Genomic DNA, 25,096 nt, shown 5'->3' with positions numbered 1-25,096 from the left:
AATTTATCAAGAGGACACGGTGATAGGGTTTTTTAAAACCATATGACGATTAGAAAAGCCTGATTGACAAGGCTTGGAATTTATTTACAAAGGAGAATCATCTTGGCAGGACATGACGTTCAATACGGGAAACATCGTACCCGTCGTAGCTTTTCAAGAATCAAAGAAGTTCTTGACTTACCAAATTTGATTGAAATTCAAACTGATTCATTCAAAGATTTCCTAGACCATGGTCTTAAGGAAGTGTTTGAAGATGTATTGCCAATTTCAAACTTCACAGACACGATGGAGTTGGAATTCGTTGGATATGAAATCAAGGAACCAAAATACACGCTAGAAGAAGCTCGTATCCACGATGCTAGCTACTCAGCACCAATTTTTGTAACCTTCCGCTTGATCAATAAAGAAACAGGCGAAATCAAGACTCAAGAAGTATTCTTTGGTGATTTCCCAATCATGACAGAAATGGGTACTTTCATCATCAATGGTGGTGAACGTATCATCGTATCTCAGTTGGTGCGCTCACCAGGTGTTTACTTTAACGATAAAGTAGATAAAAACGGTAAAGTGGGCTACGGTTCAACTGTTATCCCTAACCGTGGAGCTTGGTTGGAACTTGAAAGCGACTCAAAAGATATCGCCTACACTCGTATCGACCGTACTCGTAAGATTCCATTTACTACCTTGGTTCGTGCACTTGGTTTCTCAGGTGATGATGAAATCTTTGATATCTTTGGTGACAGCGAATTGGTTCGTAACACTGTTGAAAAAGATATCCACAAGAACCCAATGGACTCTCGTACCGACGAAGCCTTGAAAGAAATTTACGAACGCCTTCGTCCAGGTGAACCTAAGACTGCTGAAAGCTCACGTAGCTTGCTTGTAGCTCGTTTCTTTGACCCACGTCGCTATGACTTGGCAGCAGTTGGTCGCTACAAGATCAATAAAAAACTCAATGTTAAAACACGTTTGCTCAACCAAACCATTGCAGAGCCATTGGTAGATCCTGAAACTGGAGAAATCTTGGTGGAAGCTGGTACAATCATGACTCGCAGTGTGATTGAAAGTATTGAAAGCTATTTGGATGGCGACTTGAACAAGATTGTCTACATTCCAAATGATGCAGCGGTTGTGACTGAACCAGTTGTTCTTCAAAAATTCAAGGTTGTTGCTCCAACTGATCCAGACCGTGTCGTAACAATCATTGGTAATGCCAATCCAGATGACAAGGTTCGTATCGTCACTCCAGCAGATATCCTTGCTGAGATGAGCTACTTCCTTAACTTGGCTGAAGGACTTGGCCGTGTAGATGATATCGACCACCTTGGAAATCGTCGTATCCGTGCGGTTGGTGAATTGCTTGCCAACCAAGTACGTCTTGGACTTTCTCGTATGGAACGTAATGTCCGTGAACGTATGTCTGTTCAGGACAATGAAGTCTTGACACCACAACAAATCATCAATATCCGTCCTGTAACAGCTGCGGTGAAAGAATTCTTTGGTTCATCACAGTTGTCACAGTTCATGGACCAACACAACCCGCTTTCTGAGTTGTCTCACAAACGCCGTTTGTCAGCCTTAGGACCTGGTGGTTTGACACGTGACCGTGCTGGATATGAAGTACGTGACGTACACTACACTCACTACGGTCGTATGTGTCCAATCGAGACACCTGAAGGACCTAACATCGGTTTGATCAATAACTTGTCATCTTACGGACACTTGAACAAATATGGATTTGTTCAAACACCATACCGTAAGGTTGACCGTGAAACAGGCGTTGTTACGAACGAAATCGTTTGGTTGACAGCTGATGAAGAAGATGAATTTACTGTAGCACAGGCTAATTCTCGTCTGAATGAAGATGGAACATTTGCTGAGAAAGTTGTCATGGGACGTCATCAAGGGGTCAACCAAGAGTATCCAGCTAATGTTGTTGACTACATGGACGTATCACCAAAACAGGTAGTTGCCGTTGCGACAGCATGTATTCCTTTCTTGGAAAACGATGACTCCAACCGTGCCCTCATGGGAGCCAACATGCAACGTCAGGCTGTGCCGTTGATTAACCCTAAAGCACCTTACGTTGGTACTGGTATGGAATACCAAGCAGCCCACGATTCAGGAGCTGCTGTGATTGCTCAGTATGATGGTAAAGTTACTTATGCAGATGCTGACAAGGTAGAAGTTCGTCGTGAAGATGGTTCATTAGACGTTTACCATATTCAAAAATTCCGTCGCTCAAACTCAGGTACTGCCTACAACCAACGTACTCTCGTAAAAGTTGGTGATGCCGTTGAAAAAGGCGATTTCATTGCTGACGGACCTTCTATGGAAAATGGAGAAATGGCGCTTGGACAAAACCCAATCGTTGCCTACATGACTTGGGAAGGTTACAACTTCGAGGATGCTGTTATCATGAGCGAACGCTTGGTGAAAGATGATGTCTACACATCTGTCCACCTTGAAGAATACGAATCAGAAACGCGCGATACAAAGCTTGGGCCTGAAGAAATTACTCGTGAAATTCCAAACGTTGGTGAAGATGCCCTTAAAGACCTTGACGAAATGGGTATTATCCGTATCGGTGCTGAGGTTAAAGAAGGCGATATCCTTGTAGGTAAAGTAACACCTAAGGGGGAGAAAGACCTTTCAGCTGAAGAACGTCTCTTGCACGCTATCTTTGGAGACAAGTCACGTGAAGTTCGTGATACTTCTCTTCGTGTACCACACGGTGCCGATGGTGTCGTTCGTGATGTTAAGATCTTTACACGTGCAAATGGAGATGAGTTGCAATCAGGTGTCAACATGCTGGTTCGCGTCTACATCGCTCAAAAACGTAAGATCAAGGTCGGAGATAAGATGGCCGGACGTCACGGAAATAAAGGGGTTGTCTCTCGTATCGTTCCTGTAGAAGACATGCCTTACCTTCCAGACGGAACTCCAGTCGATATCATGTTGAACCCACTTGGGGTGCCATCACGTATGAATATCGGTCAGGTTATGGAGCTTCACCTTGGTATGGCTGCTCGTACTCTTGGTATTCACATCGCAACACCAGTCTTTGACGGAGCAAGTTCTGAAGACCTTTGGTCAACTGTTAAAGAAGCTGGTATGGATAGCGATGCCAAAACAATCCTTTATGATGGACGTACTGGTGAACCGTTTGATAACCGTGTTTCTGTCGGAGTCATGTACATGATTAAACTCCACCATATGGTTGACGATAAATTGCACGCTCGTTCAGTCGGACCTTACTCAACTGTTACCCAACAACCACTTGGAGGTAAAGCTCAGTTTGGTGGACAACGTTTCGGTGAGATGGAGGTTTGGGCTCTTGAAGCCTACGGTGCATCAAATGTTCTTCAAGAAATCTTGACTTACAAGTCTGACGATATCAACGGACGTTTGAAAGCCTATGAAGCTATTACAAAAGGAAAACCAATTCCAAAACCAGGTGTTCCAGAATCATTCCGAGTTCTTGTCAAAGAATTGCAATCTCTTGGTCTTGACATGCGTGTCCTAGACGAAGATGACCAAGAAGTGGAACTTCGCGACTTGGATGAAGGAATGGACGAAGATGTCATCCACGTAGATGACCTTGAAAAAGCCCGCGAAAAAGCAGCCCAAGAGGCTAAAGCAGCCTTTGAAGCCGAAGAAGCTGAGAAAGCAACAAAAGCGGAAGCAACAGAAGAAGCTGCTGAACAAGAATAAGCAGTTCACGTAGAATAGAAAGGGAAGAAATAGTGGTTGATGTAAATCGTTTTAAAAGTATGCAAATCACCCTAGCTTCTCCAAGCAAAGTCCGTTCATGGTCTTATGGAGAAGTCAAAAAACCTGAAACAATCAATTACCGTACTTTGAAACCAGAACGTGAAGGACTCTTTGATGAAGTTATCTTTGGTCCTACAAAAGACTGGGAATGTGCTTGTGGTAAGTACAAACGCATTCGTTACAGAGGAATTGTTTGTGACCGTTGTGGGGTTGAAGTAACGCGTACAAAAGTTCGTCGTGAGCGTATGGGACATATCGAATTGAAAGCTCCTGTATCTCACATCTGGTACTTCAAGGGGATTCCAAGCCGTATGGGCTTGACCCTTGATATGAGCCCTCGTGCCCTCGAGGAAGTTATCTACTTTGCAGCTTATGTGGTTATTGATCCTAAGGATACACCACTTGAGCACAAGTCTATCATGACAGAGCGCGAATACCGTGAGCGCTTGCGTGAGTATGGTTATGGATCGTTCGTTGCCAAGATGGGTGCCGAAGCTATCCAAGACCTTTTGAAACAAGTAGATCTTGAAAAAGAAATTGCTGAACTCAAAGAAGAGTTGAAAACAGCTACTGGACAAAAGCGTGTCAAAGCCATCCGTCGTTTGGATGTTTTGGATGCCTTTTACAAATCTGGAAACAAACCGGAATGGATGATTCTCAACATCCTTCCAGTTATTCCACCAGATCTTCGTCCAATGTTGCAGTTGGATGGTGGCCGTTTTGCCTCATCTGACTTGAACGACCTTTACCGCCGTGTTATCAACCGTAACAACCGTTTGGCTCGCTTGCTTGAGTTGAATGCACCAGGTATCATCGTTCAAAATGAGAAGCGTATGCTTCAAGAAGCGGTTGACGCTTTGATTGACAATGGTCGTCGTGGTCGTCCAATCACAGGACCAGGTAGCCGTCCACTTAAATCATTGAGTCACATGCTTAAAGGTAAACAAGGACGCTTCCGTCAAAACTTGCTCGGTAAACGTGTTGACTTCTCAGGACGTTCCGTTATCGCCGTTGGTCCAACACTTAAGATGTACCAATGTGGTGTGCCGCGTGAAATGGCAATCGAGCTCTTTAAACCATTTGTCATGCGTGAAATCGTTGCTCGTGATATCGTGCAAAACGTCAAAGCAGCTAAACGCTTGGTGGAACGTGGAGACGAACGCATCTGGGATATCCTTGAAGAAGTGATCAAAGAACACCCAGTACTTTTGAACCGCGCACCGACCCTTCACCGTTTGGGTATCCAAGCCTTCGAACCTGTCTTGATTGATGGTAAGGCCCTTCGCTTGCACCCACTTGTCTGTGAAGCCTACAATGCCGACTTTGACGGGGACCAAATGGCCATCCACGTACCACTTTCAGAAGAAGCTCAAGCAGAAGCTCGTATCCTCATGCTTGCTGCTGAGCACATCTTGAACCCGAAAGATGGTAAACCAGTTGTTACTCCATCACAGGATATGGTTTTGGGTAACTACTACTTGACCATGGAAGAAGCTGGTCGTGAAGGTGAAGGAATGGTCTTCAAAGACCGTGACGAAGCTGTTATGGCTTACCGTAATGGTTATGTTCACCTCCACTCACGTGTTGGTATCGCGACAGACAGCCTCAACAAACCATGGACAGAAGAGCAAAAACACAAGGTCTTGCTTACAACAGTTGGTAAAATCCTCTTCAACGACATCATGCCAGAGGGTCTACCATACTTGCAAGAACCAAACAATGCCAACTTGACAGAAGGCGTTCCAGCTAAGTACTTCTTGCCACTTGGTGGAGATATCAAGGAAGCAATCAGCAAACTTGAACTCAACCCTCCATTCAAGAAGAAAAACCTTGGAAATATCATCGCTGAAATCTTCAAACGTTTCCGTACGACAGAAACTTCTGCCCTACTTGACCGTATGAAGAACCTCGGTTACCACCACTCAACTCTTGCAGGATTGACAGTGGGGATTGCCGATATCCCAGTCGTTGATGACAAGGCTGAAATCATTGAAGAATCACACAAACGTGTAGAACAAATCACAAAACAATTCCGTCGTGGTATGATCACAGACGACGAGCGTTACAATGCCGTTACAGCTGAATGGCGTGCTGCCCGTGAAAAACTTGAGAAACGCTTGATTGCCAATCAAGATCCTAAGAACCCAATCGTTATGATGATGGACTCAGGAGCCCGTGGTAATATCTCAAACTTCTCACAGCTTGCCGGTATGCGTGGTCTGATGGCTGCTCCGAACGGACGTATCATGGAATTGCCAATCCTTTCAAACTTCCGTGAAGGTTTGTCAGTACTCGAAATGTTCTTCTCAACTCACGGTGCCCGTAAAGGTATGACCGATACGGCCCTTAAGACAGCCGACTCAGGTTACTTGACTCGTCGTTTGGTTGACGTTGCCCAAGACGTTATCATCCGTGAGGACGACTGTGGAACAGACCGTGGTCTCTTGATCCGCTCTATCGCAGAAGGAAAAGAGATGATCGAGTCTCTTGAAGAGCGTCTCAATGGTCGTTACACTAAGAAAACTGTTAAACATCCAGAAACTGGTGCAGTGATCATTGGTCCAAATGAGTTGATTACAGAAGATAAGGCGCGTGAAATTGTCAATGCTGGTGTGGAAGAAGTGACTATCCGCTCTGTATTTACATGTAACACTCGTCATGGTGTCTGCCGTCACTGTTACGGTATCAACTTGGCGACTGGTGATGCGGTTGAAGTTGGTGAAGCAGTTGGTACAATCGCTGCCCAATCTATCGGGGAACCTGGTACACAGCTTACAATGCGTACCTTCCACACGGGTGGGGTTGCTTCAAATACCGATATCACTCAGGGTCTTCCTCGTGTCCAAGAAATCTTTGAAGCCCGCAATCCTAAAGGGGAAGCGGTTATCACAGAGGTTAAAGGACAAGTTACGGCTATCGAAGAAGATGCATCAACTCGTACTAAGAAAGTCTTTGTTAAGGGTGAAACTGGCGAAGGTGAATATGTCGTTCCATTTACCGCTCGTATGCGTGTTGAAGTTGGAGACCAAGTAGCTCGTGGTGCTGCTCTTACAGAAGGTTCAATCCAACCAAAACGTCTCCTTGCAGTTCGTGATGTCTTGTCAGTTGAAACTTACCTTCTTGGTGAAGTACAAAAAGTTTACCGTAGCCAAGGGGTAGAAATCGGTGACAAACACATCGAGGTAATGGTTCGTCAAATGATTCGTAAAGTACGTGTCATGGATCCAGGTGACACAGATCTTCTCATGGGTACCCTCATGGATATCAATGACTTTACAGATGCTAACAAAGATGTCCTTATCGCAGGTGGAGTTCCAGCGACAGGTCGCCCAGTCCTTATGGGAATTACCAAAGCCTCACTTGAAACAAACAGTTTCTTGTCAGCGGCTTCCTTCCAGGAAACAACTCGTGTCCTTACTGATGCGGCTATCCGTGGTAAGAAAGACCATCTCCTTGGACTTAAAGAAAATGTTATCATCGGTAAAATCATCCCAGCAGGTACTGGTATGGCCCGTTACCGTAACCTTGAACCACATGCTATCAACGAAGAAGAATACCTTAACCCTCCAGTAGAGGAAGAAGGAAATGAAGAAACAACAGAAGTAGTTGTGGATACTGCCGTTGAAATTGTGGAAGAAACAGTAGAATAAAAGAGAATGAGAGAGCCTTCGGGTTCTCTTTCTCTTTTCTGAAAACTTTCTCCATTTTTCCATGAAATGTGGTAAAATAATACTCAATGAAAATCAAAGAGTAAACTAGGAAACTAGCCGCAGGTTGCTCAAAGCACTGCTTTGAGGTTGTAGATAGAACTGACGAAGTCAGCTCAAAACACTGTTTTGAGGTTGTGGATAGAACTGACGAAGTCAGTAACCATACCTACGGCAAGGCGACGTTGACGTGGTTTGAATTTGATTTTCGAAGAGTATAAAAGAAAGAAGCTGACAAAGGAGACAAGTATGGAACAAACATTTTTTATCATTAAACCAGACGGTGTAAAAAGAGGATTAGTGGGTGAGGTGTTGAAACGCATCGAACAACGTGGATTGACAATCGAAAAATTGGAGTTGCGTACAAAGGTTTCAGAAGAGTTGATTGACCAGCACTATCAGAACTTGGTTGACCAAAGTTTTTACCCACCGATTCGTGAATTCATGACTTCAGGACCAGTTCTTGTGGGCATCATTTCTGGTCCCAAAGTAATCGAAACTTGGCGGAGCATGATGGGGGCAACTCGTCCAGAAGAAGCTTTACCAGGAACGATTCGAGGTGATTTTGCAAAAGCTGCTAGTGAAAACCAAGCTATTCAAAATGTTGTGCATGGTTCAGATTCAGAAGAGTCAGCTAAGCGAGAAATTGCTCTTTGGTTTGAAGAAAAATAGTAAAAGTTTGATGTAAGGGTTACTTGCATCAAATTTTTTTGCATTTTAGAGTAGAAAACTGACAGTTGAGAAATATTCTAGCAATGATGAGAATTTCTAGCTTATAATAAGAGCAAGTAAGGGAGGAAGAATGACGGAAAGAATGAAAAAGCAAATTCGAGTTTTGTTATTGCTGACGGTTTTTGGACTTAGTAGCTGTTCTTGTTTAAGTTTATCGACTTGGTCCTTGATGTTAAATCAAAACTGCTTCTATTATTTAGTGGGTATGTTGCTCCTTGCGAGTATTGGTGCAGGGCTAAACTATTATAGAGGGCAACGAAATCAACATTATTCAGTTTTTAAAGAAGATAGACAACAATTCTTGTATACTCTGTTGCTATTGGTAAATGTTTTAGGTTTAGCTTTGATTATCATAGAATATGTTCTTACGGGAAGAGCAACTGGTGAAGAGTTTGTAGAAGTCTTTCTACCGAGTTTCTTTTTCTTATTTGGTATTGATTTGTTAGTTTTTCTGCCCATTCAGAAGTACGTATATGGATTGAAAAAGATTTTAGGTAAGAAGGAAATAAGTTTTATTAGTGGATTAGCTATTTTAATCGTTCTCAGAAATCCATGGTCAATACTATCCATGACATTTTATATTGCCTTGGGCATGCTATTTCTAGGCCTGTTGGTGCCAAAAGTTATTCGTTGGGAAGTTTCACTTTATAGCCATTTGATGAGAGATATATTATTAGTTTTCTTTTTACTGTTCCTATTTTAAAATCAGAACAAGAACCAGCCCAAGTCTCATAATTCATAATCTGGACTTCACAGATAATATCTCGACAAAGAATAACTTTTTGGTATAATAGAGGTATGTACACTAAAAATGAAGAAGAGTTACAGTCCTTAGGTGAACGTTTGGGCTGTTTATTAGAGAAGAATGATGTCTTAATTCTAACTGGAGAACTTGGAGCAGGCAAAACGACCTTTACAAAAGGCCTTGCTAAGGGATTACAGATTTCTCAGATGATTAAGAGTCCAACCTATACTATCGTGAGAGAGTATGAAGGTCGTCTTCCACTTTACCACCTAGATGTTTATCGTATTGAGGGGGATGCTGATTCTATTGATTTGGATGAGTTTCTTTTTGGTGGCGGGGTAACTGTCATTGAGTGGGGACATCTTTTAGGTGATGCCTTGCCAGATACTTATTTAGAATTAGAAATTCTAAAAGAGGAAGATGGTCGCAGATTAAACTTCAAAGCCAAGGGTTTGCGTGCAGAAAAACTCTTAGAGGAGCTTCAACATGGAGTATGAGTTGCTCATTAGGGAAGCAGAAATTGAAGATGCGGCTGAGTTAGTATCATTTTTAAATCGTGTTAGTGTAGAAACAGATTTTACTAGTCTGGACAGGGATGGTATTTTGATGACAGATACTGAGATGGAGTCGTTTTTGGATAAACAGGCTCACTCGGAAAATCAAATCACTTTACTGGCCTTGCTGAATGATGAAATTGCTGGTCTTGTAAATATCACAGCTGATCAACGTAAGAGAGTTCGTCATATTGGAGATCTCTTTATTGTGATTGGTAAGAAATATTGGAATAATGGACTGGGAAGTTTTTTGCTAGAAGAAGCGATAGAGTGGGCACAAGCTAGTGGTATTCTTCGTCGACTTCAACTAACTGTCCAAACTCGTAATCAAGCTGCAGTTCATCTATATCAAAAATATGGCTTTGTAATTGAAGGTAGACAAGAGCGCGGTGCGTACATAGAAGAAGGGAAATTTATCGATGTTTACTTGATGGGTAAACTGATAGATTAGTAGAAATATGGTTAAAAAAATTATTGGAATGGTGCTAGCTTTTCTAGCTGTGACAGTTTTGGGTGTGGGTGTCTTTGCTTATACCATTTATCAGCAAGGTACACAAACCTTATCAAAAACCTATAAAAAGATTGGGGAAGAAACCAATGTTATTGAGGCGACTGAACCCTTAACGATCCTTTTAATGGGGGTTGATACTGGAAACGTTGAACGAACTGACCCTTGGGAGGGGAATAGTGATTCTATGATTCTCTTGACGGTTAATCCGCATACGAAAAAGACTATGATGTTGAGTTTAGAGAGAGATATTTTGACGAAAATTCAGCATAAAGATGGTCAAATCGAAGAAGCGAAACTGAACGCAGCTTATGCTGGAGGAGGTGCAGAATTAGCTATCTCAACGATTCAAAGGATGATGAATATCCATATTGACCGCTATATTATGGTCAATATGCAAGGTTTGCAACAATTGGTAGATGCAGTGGGCGGGATTACGGTTAATAATACACTAGGTTTCCCGATTTCTATCAGTGACCAAGAGGAATTTAACACCATTTCTATCGGTGTTGGAGAGCAGACAATAAATGGAGAAGAAGCGCTTGTTTATTCTCGCATGCGCTACCAGGATCCAGAAGGGGACTACGGACGTCAGAAGCGTCAGCGTGAAGTCATTCAAAAGGTTGTTGAAAAAGTTCTTAGCTTGAATAGTGTTAGTCACTATCAATCTATCCTAAAAGCCTTAAGTACCAATATGCAGACTAATATTGATCTATCTGCGAAAAGTATTCCAAGCTTGTTAGGTTACCAGGACTCGTTTAAAACGATTGAAACTCAACAATTACGAGGAGAAGATGCCGAATTGCAAGGGACATCTTATCAAATTGTAACTGCTAACCATTTGTTAGAAATCCAGAATCTTTTGAGAACCTCACTTGATAAACCGAAGGTGACAGAGTTAGAGACAAATGCTGTCTTATATGAAGATATTTTCGGAAATCGAAATAATACCGGTTTGGGAACAGGTACGATTAATAATACAATAAATCAAGAAGATGTAGAATAATCTATTTTATAGTTAAAATCGTGGGAAATTTCCTGCGATTTTTTCAAAAAAATACGAATAGATAGGTAGGAGGAAACATGAAAGCAGAAATCATTGCTGTTGGAACAGAGATTTTGACAGGACAGATTGTCAATACCAATGCTCAGTTTTTGTCGGAAAAACTAGCAGAGATTGGGGTAGATGTATATTTTCAGACGGCTGTAGGAGACAATGAAACTCGTCTCTTGTCTTTGCTTGAGATTGCTAGTCAACGTAGCAGTCTGGTGATTTTGACAGGTGGTTTGGGACCAACTGAGGACGATTTGACCAAACAAACTCTAGCTAAATTTTTAGGGAAAGAATTAGTCTTCAATCCTCAGGCGCAGGAGAAGTTGGATGTCTTTTTTGACCAGAGACCAGACTATGCCCGAACACCGAATAACGAAAGACAAGCTCAAATTGTAGAAGGGGCGACTCCACTACCAAACGAAACAGGACTGGCTGTTGGAGGAATGTTAGAAGTGGACGGAGTGACCTATGTCGTTCTTCCTGGTCCACCAAGTGAATTGAAACCCATGGTCTTAAACCAACTTCTACCCAAGTTGATGACAGGGAGCAAGTTGTATTCCCGAGTTCTTCGTTTCTTTGGGATTGGCGAAAGCCAGCTGGTTACGATTTTAGCTGATTTGATTGACAATCAAACAGATCCAACCTTAGCCCCTTATGCCAAGACAGGAGAAGTCACTCTGCGTCTGTCAACAAAATCTAGCAGTCGAGAAGAGGCGAATCAAGCGTTGGATATTTTGGAAAATCAAATCTTGAACTACCAGACTTTTGAAGGTCTTTCTTTACGAGAACTTTGTTATGGTTATGGGGAAGAGTCCAGCTTGGCCAGTATTGTGGTAGAAGAACTGAAAAAGCAAGGGAAAACCATCACGGCTGCAGAGAGTTTGACGGCAGGGCTTTTCCAAGCTACTGTGGCGGATTTTTCAGGAGTTTCAAGCATATTTAAGGGTGGTTTCGTGACCTATAGCTTGGAGGAAAAATCAAAGATGTTGGATATTCCTGTCAAGGATTTGGAAGAATATGGTGTTGTGTCTGAATTTACAGCTCAGAAGATGGCTGAGCAGGCACGAAGTAAGACCCAGTCTGATTTTGGTATTAGCTTGACTGGAGTAGCAGGGCCAGACAGTCTAGAAGGGCATCCAGCTGGGACAGTCTTCATAGGATTGGCTCAAGAGAAAGGAACTGAGGTTATCAAGGTGAATATTGGAGGTAGAAGCCGAGCAGATGTACGTCACATTGCGGTTATGCATGCCTTTAACCTAGTTCGCAAGGCTTTATTAAGTGACTAACTTTTGATATAATAGTAGATAGGTCTAAGGACTATTAGAATGTAGGAGAATAGAATGGCGAAAAAACCAAAAAAATTAGATGAAATTTCAAAAAAATTCGGGGCAGAACGTGAAAAAGCCTTGAATGATGCTCTTAAATTGATTGAGAAAGACTTTGGTAAGGGTTCAATCATGCGTTTGGGTGAACGTGCAGAGCAAAAGGTACAAGTGATGAGCTCAGGTTCCTTGGCTCTCGATATTGCCCTTGGTTCAGGTGGTTATCCTAAGGGACGTATCATCGAAATCTATGGGCCAGAGTCATCTGGTAAGACAACAGTTGCCCTTCATGCAGTCGCGCAAGCGCAAAAAGAAGGTGGGATTGCAGCCTTTATCGATGCGGAGCATGCCCTTGATCCAGCTTATGCTGCGGCTCTTGGGGTCAATATTGACGAATTGCTCTTGTCTCAACCAGACTCAGGAGAGCAAGGGCTTGAAATTGCAGGAAAATTGATTGACTCAGGTGCTGTGGACCTTGTCGTAGTCGACTCAGTTGCGGCCCTTGTCCCTCGTGCGGAAATTGATGGTGATATCGGAGACAGCCACGTTGGTTTGCAGGCTCGTATGATGAGTCAGGCCATGCGTAAACTTGGTGCTTCTATCAATAAAACTAAAACAATTGCCATCTTTATCAACCAATTGCGTGAAAAAGTTGGGGTCATGTTTGGAAATCCAGAAACAACTCCTGGTGGACGTGCTCTGAAATTCTACGCTTCAGTGCGTTTGGATGTTCGTGGAAGCACACAAATCAAGGGAACTGGTGACCAAAAAGACACCAACGTCGGTAAAGAAACCAAGATCAAGGTCGTGAAAAACAAGGTGGCTCCACCATTTAAAGAAGCCTTCGTTGAAATCATGTACGGAGAAGGAATTTCTAAGACCGGTGAGCTTTTGAAGGTTGCAAGCGATTTGGATATCATCAAAAAAGCAGGGGCTTGGTATTCTTATAAGGATGAGAAAATCGGGCAAGGTTCTGAAAATGCTAAGAAATACTTGGCAGATAACCCAGAAGTCTTTGATGAGATTGATCATCAAGTCCGTGTTCAATTTGGTTTGATTGATGGAGAAGAAGCTTCTGTAGAAGGTGTTGAAACTAAAAAAGATGACGTAGTTCAAGCAGATTCTGTGAATGAAGAAGTGACACTTGACCTAGGCGACGAGCTTGAAATCGAAATTGAAGAATAAGCTGTTAAAGTAGTGGAGAAATTCACTGCTTTTTCATTGCCTAGTTCTGGCATAGTTTGCTGTTTCTTGTCGCTCCTTTAGAAAGCTGATATAATAGCCTTATGAATAAAAAACGAACAGTGGACCTGATTCATGGTCCTATTCTTCCTTCGCTTTTGAGTTTTGCCTTTCCAATCTTGCTGTCCAATATTTTCCAACAGCTCTATAATACTGCTGATGTCTTGATTGTTGGACGTTTTCTTGGTCAAGATTCCTTGGCTGCGGTTGGGGCAACAACTGCTATTTTTGATTTGATTGTAGGTTTTACTCTTGGTGTTGGCAATGGCATGGGAATTGTCATTGCCCGCTATTATGGAGCTCGGAATTTCACTAAAATCGAGGAGGCAGTAGCAGCCACCTGGATTTTAGGTGCTCTTTTGAGTATTGTAGTTATGCTGCTGGGATTTGTCGGTCTGTATCCTCTTTTACAGTACCTAGATACCCCTGCTGAAATCCTCTCTCAGTCCTATCAATATATTTCTATGATTGTAACCTGTGTCGGTGTTAGCTTCGCTTATAATCTCTTTGCAGGTTTGTTGCGATCTATTGGGGACAGTCTGGCTGCGCTTGGTTTTCTGATTTTCTCTGCTCTGGTTAATGTGGTTCTGGATCTCTATTTTATTACACAATTGCATCTTGGAGTTCAATCCGCGGGACTTGCTACCATCATTTCGCAAGGCTTATCAGCGGTTCTCTGCTTTTATTATATCCGTAAGAGTGTTCCAGAACTTCTACCTCAGCTGAAACATTTCAAATGGGACAAGGTCTTATACGCTGACCTCTTGGAGCAAGGTTTGGCTATGGGCTTGATGAGTTCAATTGTATCTATCGGCAGTGTGATTTTACAGTCTTCTGTCAATACTTTTGGAGCAGTGATTATTAGTGCCCAGACGGCGGCTCGACGCATTATGGCCTTCGCCCTTCTTCCCATGACCGCTATTTCTGCATCAATGACGACCTTTGCTTCTCAGAATCTAGGAGCTAAGCGACCAGACCGCATTGTTCAAGGACTTCGAATCGGCAGTCGTTTAAGTATATCCTGGGCAGTTTTTGTTTGTATCTTCCTCTTTTTTGCCAGTCCAGTCCTGGTTTCCTTCTTGGCCAGTTCGACTGATGGATACCTGGTAGAAAATGGCAGTCTGTACTTGCAAATCAGTTCAGCCTTTTATCCTATTTTGAGTCTCTTGTTGATTTATCGCAATTGTTTGCAGGGTTTGGGGCAAAAAGTCCTTCCGCTGGTTTCTAGCTTTATCGAACTAATTGGGAAAATTGCTTTTGTTGTCTTGATTATCCCTTGGGCAGGCTATAAGGGAGTTATCCTGTGCGAACCCCTTATCTGGGTTGCCATGACCATCCAACTGTATTTCTCACTGTTTCGTCACCCCTTGATAAAAGAAGGCAAGGCAATCTTGGTAACCAAAGTGCAACCCTAGTTGGATTTACTGAATAAAATCCATTTCCTCTAGTGAAAATCGAAAAAACTTGTGTTATAATAAGAAAGATTAAAATGTGAAAAAAGGAGATTCCTAATGGGACGTAAATGGGCCAATATCGTAGCCAAGAAAACGGCTAAAGATGGAGCTAACTCTAAAGTATATGCAAAATTTGGTGTAGAAATCTATGTAGCAGCTAAAAAAGGTGATCCAGATCCAGAATCAAACTCAGCCTTGAAGTTCGTTATCGACCGTGCTAAACAAGCTCAAGTACCAAAACACGTTATTGATAAAGCTTTGGACAAGGCTAAAGGAAACACAGACGAAACCTTTACAGAAGGACGTTACGAAGGTTTTGGACCAAATGGTTCTATGCTGATTGTTGATACTTTGACTTCAAACGTTAACCGTACAGCGGCTAATGTCCGTGCAGCCTTTGGTAAAAACGGCGGAAACATGGGTGCTTCAGGTTCGGTTTCTTATCTCTTCGACAACAAGGGTGTTATCGTATTTGCAGGTGAAGATGCGGACGCAGTCTTTGAGCAATTGCTAGAAGCAGATGTGGATGTGGATGATGTAGAAGCAGAAGAAGGTACAATCACAGTTTACACAGCTCCAACTGACCTTCACAAGGCTATCGTTGCCCTTCGTGAATCAGGTATCCAAGAATTCCAAGTGACTGAATTGGAAATGATTCCTCAGTCAGAAGTGGAATTGTCAGGCGATGACCTTGAAACCTTTGAAAAACTTTACAGCGTTCTTGAAGACGACGAAGACGTACAAAAGATTTATACGAACGTAGATGGATTCTAATAGAAAAACGAACAGTTTTACTAGCTGTTCGTTTTTTTGATATTTGAACTTAGAATCTGGTTTCAGAATCGTTTTGTTGATTGCTTTTTCTAGACCTAGACCGACTGATGTTTTTGGACGAGCAAGAGCTCTCCATTGTCCTGTTTTGCAAAAGTTAAGGTAACAGTCTTGACCTTGTCTCCAATAGAGATATAGGTGATTTTTTTCGTATTGTAAGCCCCAAGAGTGAAGTCAAACTCGGAATCTGGCTATCCGTGTTTGTTGATAATATCCTTGTAGTTGGTACCACCTTTTCCTTTGTTGTCAAGGTCACCTTCGATTAAGGCGTCGAACTGTTCTTGAGTCCAGGCGAAGGTATCGTCTGTCGAGCCGCTTTTTTCTTCGCGTTCCATTGAGGCATTCGTATCCATGTAGGAACGGTAAAACTCCCTGGCATACTCTTTGTAGACATCAGCGTATAGTACCTGAGTCGTAAAGAAAAGTACAACAGAGGCAACTGCCAGGGATGTTCCGATAATAGCTATTTTTTTCCGTTTTTTGAGGTTGACGATAAGACCGATAATCCCCAAGATAAATGCGACGATGCCGATGAACAACGATGGATAGTTAATAAACGGGATCCAGGATCCTAAAAGTGCGATGGCTCCAAAAATGGTTGCTAAGATTCCTAAAACTCGTTGTTCTTCTGGTTTCATTTGAAAGTTTTCTCCCTTCATTGAGTGAATGGATTCCTACCCACAGTAGTGAGCACTAATTATATAAAAAATCTTGCCTAATGTCAATTTAAACTAAAATAGTTCTCTAGGAAACTTTTTCTTGACATCTCTTTTCAAAGTGGTAAAATAGTTCTCATGGAAACTTATTTAGTTCCTAGGAGAACTAAATGTGATAGTTAGAAAGGAGTTAGTATGGATAAACCGATGTTAGTCTTTAAGCGTTTTGGTCATCAGATTCACCTGATGGTGCAAAAGGAAGCCAAACGTTGTGGTATTGAATTTATGGGTGGACCACAGGGTCAGGTTCTGCGTTTTGTAGATCAGTGTGAACAAAAAGAGAAACTGGTCTTGATTAAAGATATAGAGCAGGAACTAAATATTACCAAGTCTGTGGCGAGTAACTTGGTCAAGCGTATGGTGCAAAATGGTTTGGTGGAATTGGAGGCGAGTCCTAGCGATAAGCGGGCAAAATTTGTTCGTTTGACGGACAAAGCACGTTCTCAAATGAAGCATGTTAAAGCCTTTTTTGAACGAATTGATAAGCAGTTGATGGAAGGCATTGATGAAGATGAATTACTGATTTTTGAGAAAGTCCTTGCTCAACTACAGGAAAATATCAAGGGAATAGGAGGAGAGAATGAAGAAATTAGCCAAACGAATTAGTAGAAAAGAATGGGGGATGATTTTACTAGCCATTCTCTTTACCTGCTTTTCAGTCTACCTAGAGTTGGAAGTTCCGACCTATATCTCGAAAATTACGGATTTGCTGGGAAGTCAAGGAACCAACTTGGATGAGTTATGGCAACCAGCAGGTATGATGGTCGGAATGTCTTTTTTTGCCTTCTTATCCGCAGTCGCAGTTGGATTTTTTGCATCCCGAGTGGCGGCTTCTTATACTAGTAGGCTGAGAAGTGATATTTTTAACCGAGTTTTGGATTACTCGCAGACAGAGATTAAGAGATTCTCTATTCCCAGTCTTTTAACTCGTACTACCAATGACATTACTCAAGTTCAGATGTTGATTACCATGGGCTTGCAAGTAGTTACGCGTGGTCCGATTATGGCTATCTGGGCTATCGGGAAGATTTTAGGTCATTCAGAATACTGGCTCTGGGCCGTACTTGTGGCAGTGATTGTCAACGTTCTGATGACGACTGTTTTGATGACGCTAGCCTTTCCAAAACAGTCCTTGATTCAGGGGCTGACTGATAAACTGAACAGTATCACTCGTGAGAGTTTAACAGGTATTCGTGTCGTTCGCGCCTACAATGCTGAAGAATACCAAAATGAAAAATTTGCAGCAGCAAATGATGAATTGACACGCTTGAATTTGTTTGTCAACCGTCTTATGGCTATTTTGAACCCTATCATGATGGGGATTTCAAGTGGTTTGAGTGTGGCGATTTACTGGATTGGGGCCTATGTGATTAACGATGCTGCTCCGACAGCACGTCTGCCTCTCTTTAGTGACATGGTTGTTTTCATGTCTTATGCCATGCAGGTTGTTATGGGATTCCTTCTCATGGGAGCGCTCTTCATCGTTCTTCCCCGAACTATGGTCTCTGCCAAGCGGATTAATCAGGTTCTAGATTTGCATTCTTCTATCCGAAATCCTGCTCAAGTGCAGTTGGCTGATGAAAATCTCAAAGGTCAGGTCGAATTTAAGGATGTGACCTTCCGCTATGCTGCAAATTCGGAGGCAGTTATCGAGAATGTTAGCTTTAGAGCAGAAGCTGGCCAAACAGTGGCCTTTATCGGCTCAACTGGTTCTGGTAAATCAACTCTGGTCAATCTAATTCCACGTTTCTACGATGTATCAGCAGGAGAAATTCTAGTGGACGGAGTTAATGTTCAAGATTACGGTTTGGAAGATTTGCGCAACAAGGTTGGGTATATTCCACAAAAAGCTGTTCTCTTTTCAGGTGATGTCAAAGACAATCTAGACTTTGGACAAAGTCAAGAAACACCACTTAGTGAGCAGGCTATGTGGCAGGCTTTGGAGTTGGCCCAGTCTAAGAACTTTATCGAAGACAAGGAAGCGGGCTTAGAGTCAGAAGTGGCCCAAGGAGGAACTAACTTCTCAGGTGGTCAAAGACAGCGTCTAGCAATTGCGCGTGCCTTGGCTCGGAAGCCAGAAATCCTCATCTTTGATGACTCCTTCTCAGCCTTGGACTACAAGACAGATCGTGTCCTACGCCAAGAGTTAGCAGAGAAAACAAAATCTATGACCAAACTTATCGTTGCACAACGTATTTCAACGATTATGGATGCAGATTTGATTTTGGTCTTGGATCAAGGTAAAGTCGTGGGAAAAGGCACCCACAAGGAGCTTCTAGCTAATAATGAAGTTTACCAAGAAATTGCCTATTCACAACTATCGAAGGAGGAATTGGAACATGGAAAATAAGAAAATGTCTCTCTGGAAACAGAGTAAACCCTATCTTGCAGGCCTCCAGTTTGCCCTTCTAATCGCCTTTCTAGCAACAATCGTATCCAATATCATTACTGTATATGGTCCAACCCGTATTAAGGAAATGACTAATATCATTGCCAGTGGTCTGGAAACAAGTGTGGATGTCGCGGCGGTTGCAGCTATTGGTGGTTTTTTGGCCGTCATTTATGTGATCGGACTTCTATCAAATTATTTGCAGGCCTTTCTGTTTACAACAGCTATTCAACGTTTTTCAGAGCGTTTGAGAAGAGCGATTGCAGAGAAAATCAATAGCCTACCATTGGGATATTTTGATGGGCACTCTCAGGGGGATACTTTGTCTCGTGTAACCAATGACGTTGACACTGCAGCACAGTCCCTGAATCAAAGTCTGGGAACAGTTCTTTCATCTAGTTTACTGGTCGTGGCAGTCTTGGTAACCATGTTTGGGATGAACTGGATTTTAGCCTTGGTGACGGTTGTTTCAACCCTTATTGGTTTTGTTTTCGTGTCCGTCTTTATGGGCAAATCCCAGGGCTTCTTTAAGAGTCAGCAACAAGATTTGGCAGCTGTCAATGGCTATGTGGAGGAAATGTACTCTGGCCATAATGTGGTGACCAGTTATAATGCCATCGAAAGTACGAAAGAAGAATTTGCGAAATTAAACCATCGTCTGTATGACAGTATCTGGAAATCTCAGTTTATTTCAGGGATTATGATGCCGATTATGATGTTTATTGGGAACTTTAGCTATGCCTTGGTGATTATCGTTGGTGCAGCCTTGGCCTTAAATGGACACATCAGTATCGGGATTATAGTTGCCTTTATGGCCTACGTTCGTATCTTTTCTCAGCCTCTTTCACAAATCGCCCAAGGGATTACTAGTTTGCAGCAGGCTAGTGCAGCCATGGGACGTGTCTTCGAATTCCTAGCTGAAGAGGAAATGGAAGATGAATCCCATAAAGCAAGACAATTGAGCGATATGAAAGGTCAAGTGGTCTTTGATCGAGTTTCCTTTGGTTACACACCAGAGCGAACTATTATCCATGACTTTTCTGCGACAGCTCATGCAGGTCAAAAGGTTGCGATTGTTGGCCCGACTGGGGCTGGTAAGACAACTATTGTCAATCTTTTGATGAAGTTCTATGAGATTGATAAGGGAAGTATCCGTATCGATGGTGTGGATACCAAGGATATGAAGCGTTCGGAAGTACACGATGCCTTTTCAATGGTCTTGCAGGATACTTGGCTCTTTGAAGGTACTATCCGAGACAATCTCATCTATAACCAAGAGGGGATTAGTGATGAGCGCGTGATTGAAGCCAGCAAGGCTGTAGGGATTCACCACTTTATCATGACACTACCAGATGGTTACGATACCGTCTTGGATGATACAGTGACCTTGTCTGTCGGACAAAAACAACTCTTGACCATTGCTCGTGCTTTGCTGAAAGATGCGCTACTTCTAATTCTGGATGAGGCGACATCTTCGGTTGATACTCGTACTGAGGAATTGATCCAGAAAGCCATGGACCGATTGATGGAGGGAAGAACTTCCTTTGTCATCGCCCACCGCTTGTCAACTATCCGAAATGCTGATCTGATTCTTGTCATGAAAGATGGCAATATCATTGAGCAAGGCAATCATGATGAGTTGATGGCACAAGGAGGCTTCTACGCTGACCTTTATAACAGTCAATTTACAGAAGACGAAGCAGAAGAATAAACCCAAAGAAGGCTTGACGGCCTTCTTTTTCTGCACTATACTAGAAGACAAGTGCTTCCCTGTAAGCAAAATTTGAGTAAGTGATGAGAGAATATATGAAAAATTATCAAGAATGGTATGACCACATCGCTGGTAAGATTAAAAATAATCCTCTCTTTCTGAGATTGTTAAGAGTTTTCAATCGGTTCATGACAGTAGTTATGCCTATAGTTTATCTGACCTTGTTAACCACTATCTATTTCCGAGAAGGATTTGGGAAACAGGTCTTGATGTATGTGTTTATTCCTGCATCAGGTTTTGTGATTTTGTCCTTTCTTCGTAAGAAAATCAATGCCCCTAGGCCTTATGAAGTTTGGGAAATTGTACCGCTACTAGACAGAGATAGTCCTGGTCAGTCTATGCCTAGTCGTCATGTCTTTTCAGCAACCATTATCTCCATTGCTTGCTTACACGCTAGTCTATCTGTAGGGCTTATCTTGTTGGTCTTGTCAGCCCTCCTGGGTCTAGTAAGAGTCCTAGGTGGCGTCCATTATCCCAAGGATGTCTTGGTTGGTTATATTTGTGCCCTTGTGTGGGGTTTGATTTTCTTTCTATTTTGACCTGTAAGTTAAGGCGGTCTTACAACCACTTACGTGGCTAAAGTAACCACTTGCTTTTTTGCTCTTGTTTTCTTATTTTAGCTTTGATATAGTAGAGTCAGAAAGGAGATGGAATGAAGTTACGAATCGAAATTGACAGCAATTTAGAGGAAACTGAAATTGTCATCAAGGCAGCGGCTTTGACAGATGAAATTGCGGATTTACAGCGACTCTTACAAGAGTCCAAGTCTCCTAGGTTGATTTTTTACAAGGGGACGGGTGAGTATTATCTGAACTTGTCGGAAATTCTCTTCTTTGAGACAGAAGGGAACAAGATTTATGCCCATACCCAGAAAGATGCCTACGAAGTTCGGCTTAAACTCTATGAATTAGAGGCTATCCTTCCTCGCTATTTTAGTCGGGTATCCAAGTCAACGATCGCTAATATCCGGCAGGTTTACTCGGTGGACAAGTCCTTTTCAGGAACGGGCACCATTTCCTTTTATCAGACCCACAAGGAGGTTCATGTGTCACGGCATTACCAATCCCTCCTAAAAGAAAATCTAAGAAACATGAGGTAAGAACATGAAAAAGAAAGCATTTGGTATTGTGTTGCTAGTATTGGCAGCTTTAATATTATTACAAGGAAATTTTGGAATCCCTTCATTCGGTGGGCAAATTTGGCCCTTGCTTGGTATTGCATTTTTTGCCTATCAATCAGTTGGAGCTTTGTTGCGTCGTCACTTAACTTCAGCCTCTTTTACAGCTCTAGTAGCCTTAATGATTGCTAACCACTTTTATGGCATTTTACCAATTCCTAATCAGTCATTGTTCTGGGCAAGTATTTTAATCGTAATGGGTGTCAGCGCACTCACTCATTCTAACAGAACTTGGAATGGGAAAAAATGGTGGTATGACGGTGAAAAGACCATTCTGACAGATAAGGAAGTTGCTTTTGGGACTGGGACTTTCTACAAGCAAGAGCAAGAATTGGTAGAAGATCAAGTAGAAGTTGGTTTTGGCAATGCCAAGATATATTATGACAATGCAGAGATTTTAGGAGATACCGCAACTCTGAAAGTGGAAGTTGGTTTTGGCAATGCAGTTATCTATGTTCCCCAACATTGGGGAGTTGATTTAAAGGTAGAAACTTTCTGTGGCGTAGCTAAGGCAGATACTCCTCTAGTCCCAACCAGCAAAACCTTGATTATCCGTGGAGATGTGGCCTTTGGGAAGTTGGGAATTGTCTACGTTAAATAAAAAAATCTTCCAATTCCCTTGCAAAAAAGAAGAAAGTGTGATAACATAGTACGGTATGTGGTGCTAGCACATCCGCTATATTAGATCTAATAGGAGGAAAACACAATGGCTAAAGTATGTTACTTTACAGGTCGTAAGACTGTATCAGGAAACAACCGTTCACACGCGATGAACCAAACAAAACGTGCCGTAAAACCAAACCTTCAAAAAGTTACTGTTCTTATCGATGGTAAACCTAAAAAAGTTTGGGCTTCAGCTCGTGCTTTGAAATCAGGTAAAGTTGAACGTGTTTAATAATAAAAGTAAGGAGACCTTAGGGTCTTTTTTCTTTTACTGTAGATATAAAATCATTTGAAAAATAGAGTAAATATCCGCTGATACAGTATTCTGCTTTTACACTTGGGCTGAAATATGATAAAATAGAGTATCAACTAGTTGAGGTAAAAAGGATGACTGTAAAAATTAATACAAAAGATGGTCAAATCGAACTAACAGATGAAGTGATTGCAACCGTCGTAGGTGGAGCAGCAACTGAGATTTTTGGTGTGGTCGGTATGGCTAGTAAAAATGCCCTCAAAGATAATTTCCAAGCCCTTCTAGGTAAGGAAAATTATTCTAAAGGTGTCGTCGTAAAGGCGGCCGAAGATGGCAGTATTGCAGTTGATGTATATACCGTGTTGAGCTACGGAACAAAGATTAGCGAAGTGTCAAAAAACATTCAAGAGCGTGTTCGTTTTAGCTTGGAAAACCAGCTTGGAATTACTGCTCAGACTGTAAATGTCTACATTCAAAATATCAAAGTTGTAGGAGAATAACCGTGTCAAAAATTACTACTAGCTTATTTCAAGAAATGGTGCAGGCTGCATCAACTCGCTTGAATAAGCAAGCTGAATATGTCAATTCATTAAACGTCTTTCCAGTTCCAGATGGAGATACTGGAACAAACATGGGAATGACCATTGAAAATGGAGCTAAAGAAGTTGCAGACAAGCCAGCTTCTACAGTTGGCGAGGTAGCGAGCATTCTTGCCAAAGGTCTTTTGATGGGTGCGCGTGGAAACTCAGGCGTTATTACGTCTCAGCTTTTCCGTGGATTTTCACAAGCTATCAAGGATAAAGATGAGTTAACAGGTCAAGACTTGGCCCTTGCCTTCCAATCAGGTGTGGAAGTTGCCTATAAGGCAGTGATGAAACCAGTTGAAGGAACGATTTTGACAGTTTCTCGTGGGGCTGCTATCGGTGCTAAGAAAAAAGCTGAGCAAACAGATGACGCTGTTGAAGTCATGCGCGCAGCCTTGGAAGGTGCTAAAACAGCTCTAGCTAAAACACCAGACATGCTTCCAGTATTGAAAGAAGTTGGCGTTGTGGACTCAGGTGGTCAAGGACTGGTCTTCATCTACGAAGGTTTCCTTTCAGCCCTTACTGGCGAATATATTGCATCTGAGGACTTTGTAGCCACTCCTGCTAACATGAGTGAGATGATCAATGCAGAGCACCACAAGTCTGTAGCTGGTCACGTAGCGACTGAGGACATCACATTTGGTTATTGTACTGAAATCATGGTAGCTCTTAAGCAAGGTCCAACCTATGCTAAAGATTTTGACTATGAAGAGTTCCGTAACTACTTGAATGAACTTGGGGATTCTCTCCTCGTTGTTAATGATGATGAAATCGTCAAAGTCCATGTCCATACAGAAGATCCAGGTCTTGTTATGCAAGAAGGTCTCAAATATGGTAGCTTGGTCAAGGTAAAAGTTGACAATATGCGTAACCAACACGAAGCGCAGGTTGAGAAAGAAGCTACTCAAGTTAGCAAACCAGCTGAAGAAAAAGAGTATGCTTTGATTGCTGTGGTGGCTGGTAAAGGTCTAGCAGATATCTTCCGTTCTCAAGGTGTGGATTATGTTATCGAGGGCGGTCAAACCATGAACCCTTCAACAGAAGACTTTATCAAGGCTGTTGAACAGGTTAACGCTCGTAACATCATCTTCCTGCCAAACAACAAAAACATCTTCATGGCAGCTCAATCTGCAGCAGAAGTTTTGGAACAACCAGCAGTAGTGGTGGAAGCTCGTACTTTGCCACAAGGTTTGACAAGTCTTCTCGCCTTTGATCCAAGTAAGTCCATAGAAGAAAACCAAGAGCGTATGACTGCTGCTCTTAGCGATGTCGTTAGTGGAAGCGTCACAACAGCTGTGCGTGATACAACCATTGATGGCTTAGAAATCCATGAAAACGATAATCTAGGTATGGTGGATGGGAAAATCCTCGTGTCAAACCCTGATATGCACCAAACCTTGATAGAAACCTTGAAACATATGTTGGATGAAGATAGTGAAATTGTAACCTTCTATGTCGGTGAAGACGGAAGCGAAGAACTTGCCAATGAAATTGCCCAAGAAATCACAGAAGAATTCGAAGATGTTGAAGTCGAGATTCATCAAGGTCAACAACCTGTTTACCCATACCTATTCAGTGTGGAATAAGATTAATGAAGAACTGAGAAATCAGTTCTTTTTT

Annotated in this window: 20 protein-coding genes and 1 pseudogene; 20 read left to right on the top strand and 1 reads right to left on the bottom strand. The window is 42.2% G+C overall.

Going from position 1 to position 25,096, the window contains the following annotated elements; all coding sequences use genetic code 11:
- The first annotated feature begins 102 nt into the window (after nucleotides 1-102).
- The 11 genes from rpoB to N8M16_RS02735 all read left to right on the top strand — a co-directional run bounded on the left by rpoB (nucleotide 103) and on the right by N8M16_RS02735 (nucleotide 15,866).
- A complete protein-coding gene (gene rpoB, locus N8M16_RS02785) occupies nucleotides 103-3,714 on the top strand; it encodes a DNA-directed RNA polymerase subunit beta (protein ID WP_261069600.1) in 3,612 nt (1,203 codons plus the stop codon).
- A 32-nt stretch (nucleotides 3,715-3,746) separates the two neighbouring features.
- The gene (gene rpoC, locus N8M16_RS02780) at nucleotides 3,747-7,424 is read left to right on the top strand and encodes a DNA-directed RNA polymerase subunit beta' (protein ID WP_261069599.1); all 3,678 of its coding nucleotides are present in this window, start codon (nucleotides 3,747-3,749) and stop codon (nucleotides 7,422-7,424) included.
- Nucleotides 7,425-7,730: 306 nt separating this feature from the next.
- On the top strand, nucleotides 7,731-8,153 hold the full coding sequence (gene ndk, locus N8M16_RS02775) for a nucleoside-diphosphate kinase (protein WP_261069598.1): 423 nt from the start codon (nucleotides 7,731-7,733) through the stop codon (nucleotides 8,151-8,153).
- Between the two features lie 130 nt (nucleotides 8,154-8,283).
- Nucleotides 8,284-8,916, top strand: coding sequence for a competence protein (locus tag N8M16_RS02770; RefSeq protein ID WP_261069597.1), 633 nt, complete (start codon nucleotides 8,284-8,286; stop codon nucleotides 8,914-8,916).
- Between the two features lie 95 nt (nucleotides 8,917-9,011).
- The gene (gene tsaE / locus N8M16_RS02765) at nucleotides 9,012-9,455 is read left to right on the top strand and encodes a tRNA (adenosine(37)-N6)-threonylcarbamoyltransferase complex ATPase subunit type 1 TsaE (protein WP_070528613.1); all 444 of its coding nucleotides are present in this window, start codon (nucleotides 9,012-9,014) and stop codon (nucleotides 9,453-9,455) included.
- On the top strand, nucleotides 9,445-9,963 hold the full coding sequence (locus N8M16_RS02760; RefSeq protein WP_070528615.1) for a GNAT family N-acetyltransferase: 519 nt from the start codon (nucleotides 9,445-9,447) through the stop codon (nucleotides 9,961-9,963). Before tsaE ends, N8M16_RS02760 begins: the two co-directional genes overlap by 11 nt.
- 7 nt (nucleotides 9,964-9,970) lie before the next feature.
- Nucleotides 9,971-11,026, top strand: a complete 1,056-nt coding sequence (gene lytR / locus N8M16_RS02755; RefSeq protein ID WP_004256717.1) for a glycopolymer--peptidoglycan transferase LytR — start codon at nucleotides 9,971-9,973, stop codon at nucleotides 11,024-11,026.
- Between the two features lie 77 nt (nucleotides 11,027-11,103).
- Nucleotides 11,104-12,360: a competence/damage-inducible protein A gene (locus N8M16_RS02750; protein ID WP_261069596.1), complete on the top strand. Its 1,257-nt coding sequence runs from the start codon at nucleotides 11,104-11,106 to the stop codon at nucleotides 12,358-12,360.
- A 54-nt stretch (nucleotides 12,361-12,414) separates the two neighbouring features.
- A complete protein-coding gene (gene recA / locus N8M16_RS02745) occupies nucleotides 12,415-13,581 on the top strand; it encodes a recombinase RecA (RefSeq protein ID WP_064276728.1) in 1,167 nt (388 codons plus the stop codon).
- A 101-nt stretch (nucleotides 13,582-13,682) separates the two neighbouring features.
- Nucleotides 13,683-15,053, top strand: a complete 1,371-nt coding sequence (locus tag N8M16_RS02740; protein ID WP_261069595.1) for an MATE family efflux transporter — start codon at nucleotides 13,683-13,685, stop codon at nucleotides 15,051-15,053.
- A gap of 96 nt (nucleotides 15,054-15,149) precedes the next feature.
- Entirely contained in the window at nucleotides 15,150-15,866 is a 717-nt protein-coding gene (locus tag N8M16_RS02735) for a YebC/PmpR family DNA-binding transcriptional regulator (protein ID WP_023940351.1), read from the top strand.
- 49 nt (nucleotides 15,867-15,915) lie between these two features.
- Here the strand turns inward: N8M16_RS02735 and N8M16_RS02730 are convergent.
- A pseudogene (locus N8M16_RS02730) lies at nucleotides 15,916-16,582 on the bottom strand (DUF4190 domain-containing protein).
- A 192-nt stretch (nucleotides 16,583-16,774) separates the two neighbouring features.
- Here N8M16_RS02730 and N8M16_RS02725 point away from each other — a divergent pair.
- The 9 genes from N8M16_RS02725 to N8M16_RS02685 all read left to right on the top strand — a co-directional run bounded on the left by N8M16_RS02725 (nucleotide 16,775) and on the right by N8M16_RS02685 (nucleotide 25,062).
- Nucleotides 16,775-17,245, top strand: coding sequence for a MarR family winged helix-turn-helix transcriptional regulator (locus N8M16_RS02725; protein WP_020902723.1), 471 nt, complete (start codon nucleotides 16,775-16,777; stop codon nucleotides 17,243-17,245).
- Entirely contained in the window at nucleotides 17,220-18,989 is a 1,770-nt protein-coding gene (locus tag N8M16_RS02720) for an ABC transporter ATP-binding protein (protein WP_261069594.1), read from the top strand. The genes N8M16_RS02725 and N8M16_RS02720 overlap by 26 nt, the downstream gene beginning before the upstream one ends.
- The gene (locus N8M16_RS02715; RefSeq protein WP_261069593.1) at nucleotides 18,979-20,739 is read left to right on the top strand and encodes an ABC transporter ATP-binding protein; all 1,761 of its coding nucleotides are present in this window, start codon (nucleotides 18,979-18,981) and stop codon (nucleotides 20,737-20,739) included. Before N8M16_RS02720 ends, N8M16_RS02715 begins: the two co-directional genes overlap by 11 nt.
- Before the next feature lie 95 nt (nucleotides 20,740-20,834).
- Nucleotides 20,835-21,338, top strand: coding sequence for a phosphatase PAP2 family protein (locus N8M16_RS02710; RefSeq protein ID WP_023946711.1), 504 nt, complete (start codon nucleotides 20,835-20,837; stop codon nucleotides 21,336-21,338).
- A 113-nt stretch (nucleotides 21,339-21,451) separates the two neighbouring features.
- The gene (locus N8M16_RS02705; protein WP_238095621.1) at nucleotides 21,452-21,898 is read left to right on the top strand and encodes a LytTR family DNA-binding domain-containing protein; all 447 of its coding nucleotides are present in this window, start codon (nucleotides 21,452-21,454) and stop codon (nucleotides 21,896-21,898) included.
- A gap of 4 nt (nucleotides 21,899-21,902) precedes the next feature.
- Nucleotides 21,903-22,577: a LiaF transmembrane domain-containing protein gene (locus tag N8M16_RS02700; RefSeq protein ID WP_049546725.1), complete on the top strand. Its 675-nt coding sequence runs from the start codon at nucleotides 21,903-21,905 to the stop codon at nucleotides 22,575-22,577.
- Between the two features lie 105 nt (nucleotides 22,578-22,682).
- Complete coding sequence (rpmB, locus tag N8M16_RS02695) at nucleotides 22,683-22,871, top strand: 50S ribosomal protein L28 (protein WP_001140948.1); 189 nt, start codon at nucleotides 22,683-22,685, stop codon at nucleotides 22,869-22,871.
- A gap of 155 nt (nucleotides 22,872-23,026) precedes the next feature.
- Nucleotides 23,027-23,392, top strand: a complete 366-nt coding sequence (locus N8M16_RS02690; protein WP_000216437.1) for an Asp23/Gls24 family envelope stress response protein — start codon at nucleotides 23,027-23,029, stop codon at nucleotides 23,390-23,392.
- Between the two features lie 2 nt (nucleotides 23,393-23,394).
- Complete coding sequence (locus tag N8M16_RS02685; RefSeq protein WP_261069592.1) at nucleotides 23,395-25,062, top strand: DAK2 domain-containing protein; 1,668 nt, start codon at nucleotides 23,395-23,397, stop codon at nucleotides 25,060-25,062.
- Nucleotides 25,063-25,096 lie beyond the last annotated feature (34 nt).

This window comes from Streptococcus mitis (assembly GCF_946188375.1).
GTDB lineage: Bacteria > Bacillota > Bacilli > Lactobacillales > Streptococcaceae > Streptococcus > Streptococcus mitis_CX.
This window is presented reverse-complemented; position numbering and strand designations above follow the sequence as displayed.

Bases quoted from the DNA above. Each gene is read 5' to 3' on its own strand.
- ndk (WP_261069598.1), top strand. From the start codon at position 7,731: ATGGAACAAACATTTTTTATCATTAAACCAGACGGTGTAAAAAGAGGA.
- N8M16_RS02770 (WP_261069597.1), top strand. From the start codon at position 8,284: ATGACGGAAAGAATGAAAAAGCAAATTCGAGTTTTGTTATTGCTGACG.
- tsaE (WP_070528613.1), top strand. From the start codon at position 9,012: ATGTACACTAAAAATGAAGAAGAGTTACAGTCCTTAGGTGAACGTTTG.
- N8M16_RS02760 (WP_070528615.1), top strand. From the start codon at position 9,445: ATGGAGTATGAGTTGCTCATTAGGGAAGCAGAAATTGAAGATGCGGCT.
- lytR (WP_004256717.1), top strand. From the start codon at position 9,971: ATGGTTAAAAAAATTATTGGAATGGTGCTAGCTTTTCTAGCTGTGACA.
- N8M16_RS02750 (WP_261069596.1), top strand. From the start codon at position 11,104: ATGAAAGCAGAAATCATTGCTGTTGGAACAGAGATTTTGACAGGACAG.
- recA (WP_064276728.1), top strand. From the start codon at position 12,415: ATGGCGAAAAAACCAAAAAAATTAGATGAAATTTCAAAAAAATTCGGG.
- N8M16_RS02740 (WP_261069595.1), top strand. From the start codon at position 13,683: ATGAATAAAAAACGAACAGTGGACCTGATTCATGGTCCTATTCTTCCT.
- N8M16_RS02735 (WP_023940351.1), top strand. From the start codon at position 15,150: ATGGGACGTAAATGGGCCAATATCGTAGCCAAGAAAACGGCTAAAGAT.
- N8M16_RS02725 (WP_020902723.1), top strand. From the start codon at position 16,775: ATGGATAAACCGATGTTAGTCTTTAAGCGTTTTGGTCATCAGATTCAC.
- N8M16_RS02720 (WP_261069594.1), top strand. From the start codon at position 17,220: ATGAAGAAATTAGCCAAACGAATTAGTAGAAAAGAATGGGGGATGATT.
- N8M16_RS02715 (WP_261069593.1), top strand. From the start codon at position 18,979: ATGGAAAATAAGAAAATGTCTCTCTGGAAACAGAGTAAACCCTATCTT.
- N8M16_RS02710 (WP_023946711.1), top strand. From the start codon at position 20,835: ATGAAAAATTATCAAGAATGGTATGACCACATCGCTGGTAAGATTAAA.
- N8M16_RS02705 (WP_238095621.1), top strand. From the start codon at position 21,452: ATGAAGTTACGAATCGAAATTGACAGCAATTTAGAGGAAACTGAAATT.
- N8M16_RS02700 (WP_049546725.1), top strand. From the start codon at position 21,903: ATGAAAAAGAAAGCATTTGGTATTGTGTTGCTAGTATTGGCAGCTTTA.
- rpmB (WP_001140948.1), top strand. From the start codon at position 22,683: ATGGCTAAAGTATGTTACTTTACAGGTCGTAAGACTGTATCAGGAAAC.
- N8M16_RS02690 (WP_000216437.1), top strand. From the start codon at position 23,027: ATGACTGTAAAAATTAATACAAAAGATGGTCAAATCGAACTAACAGAT.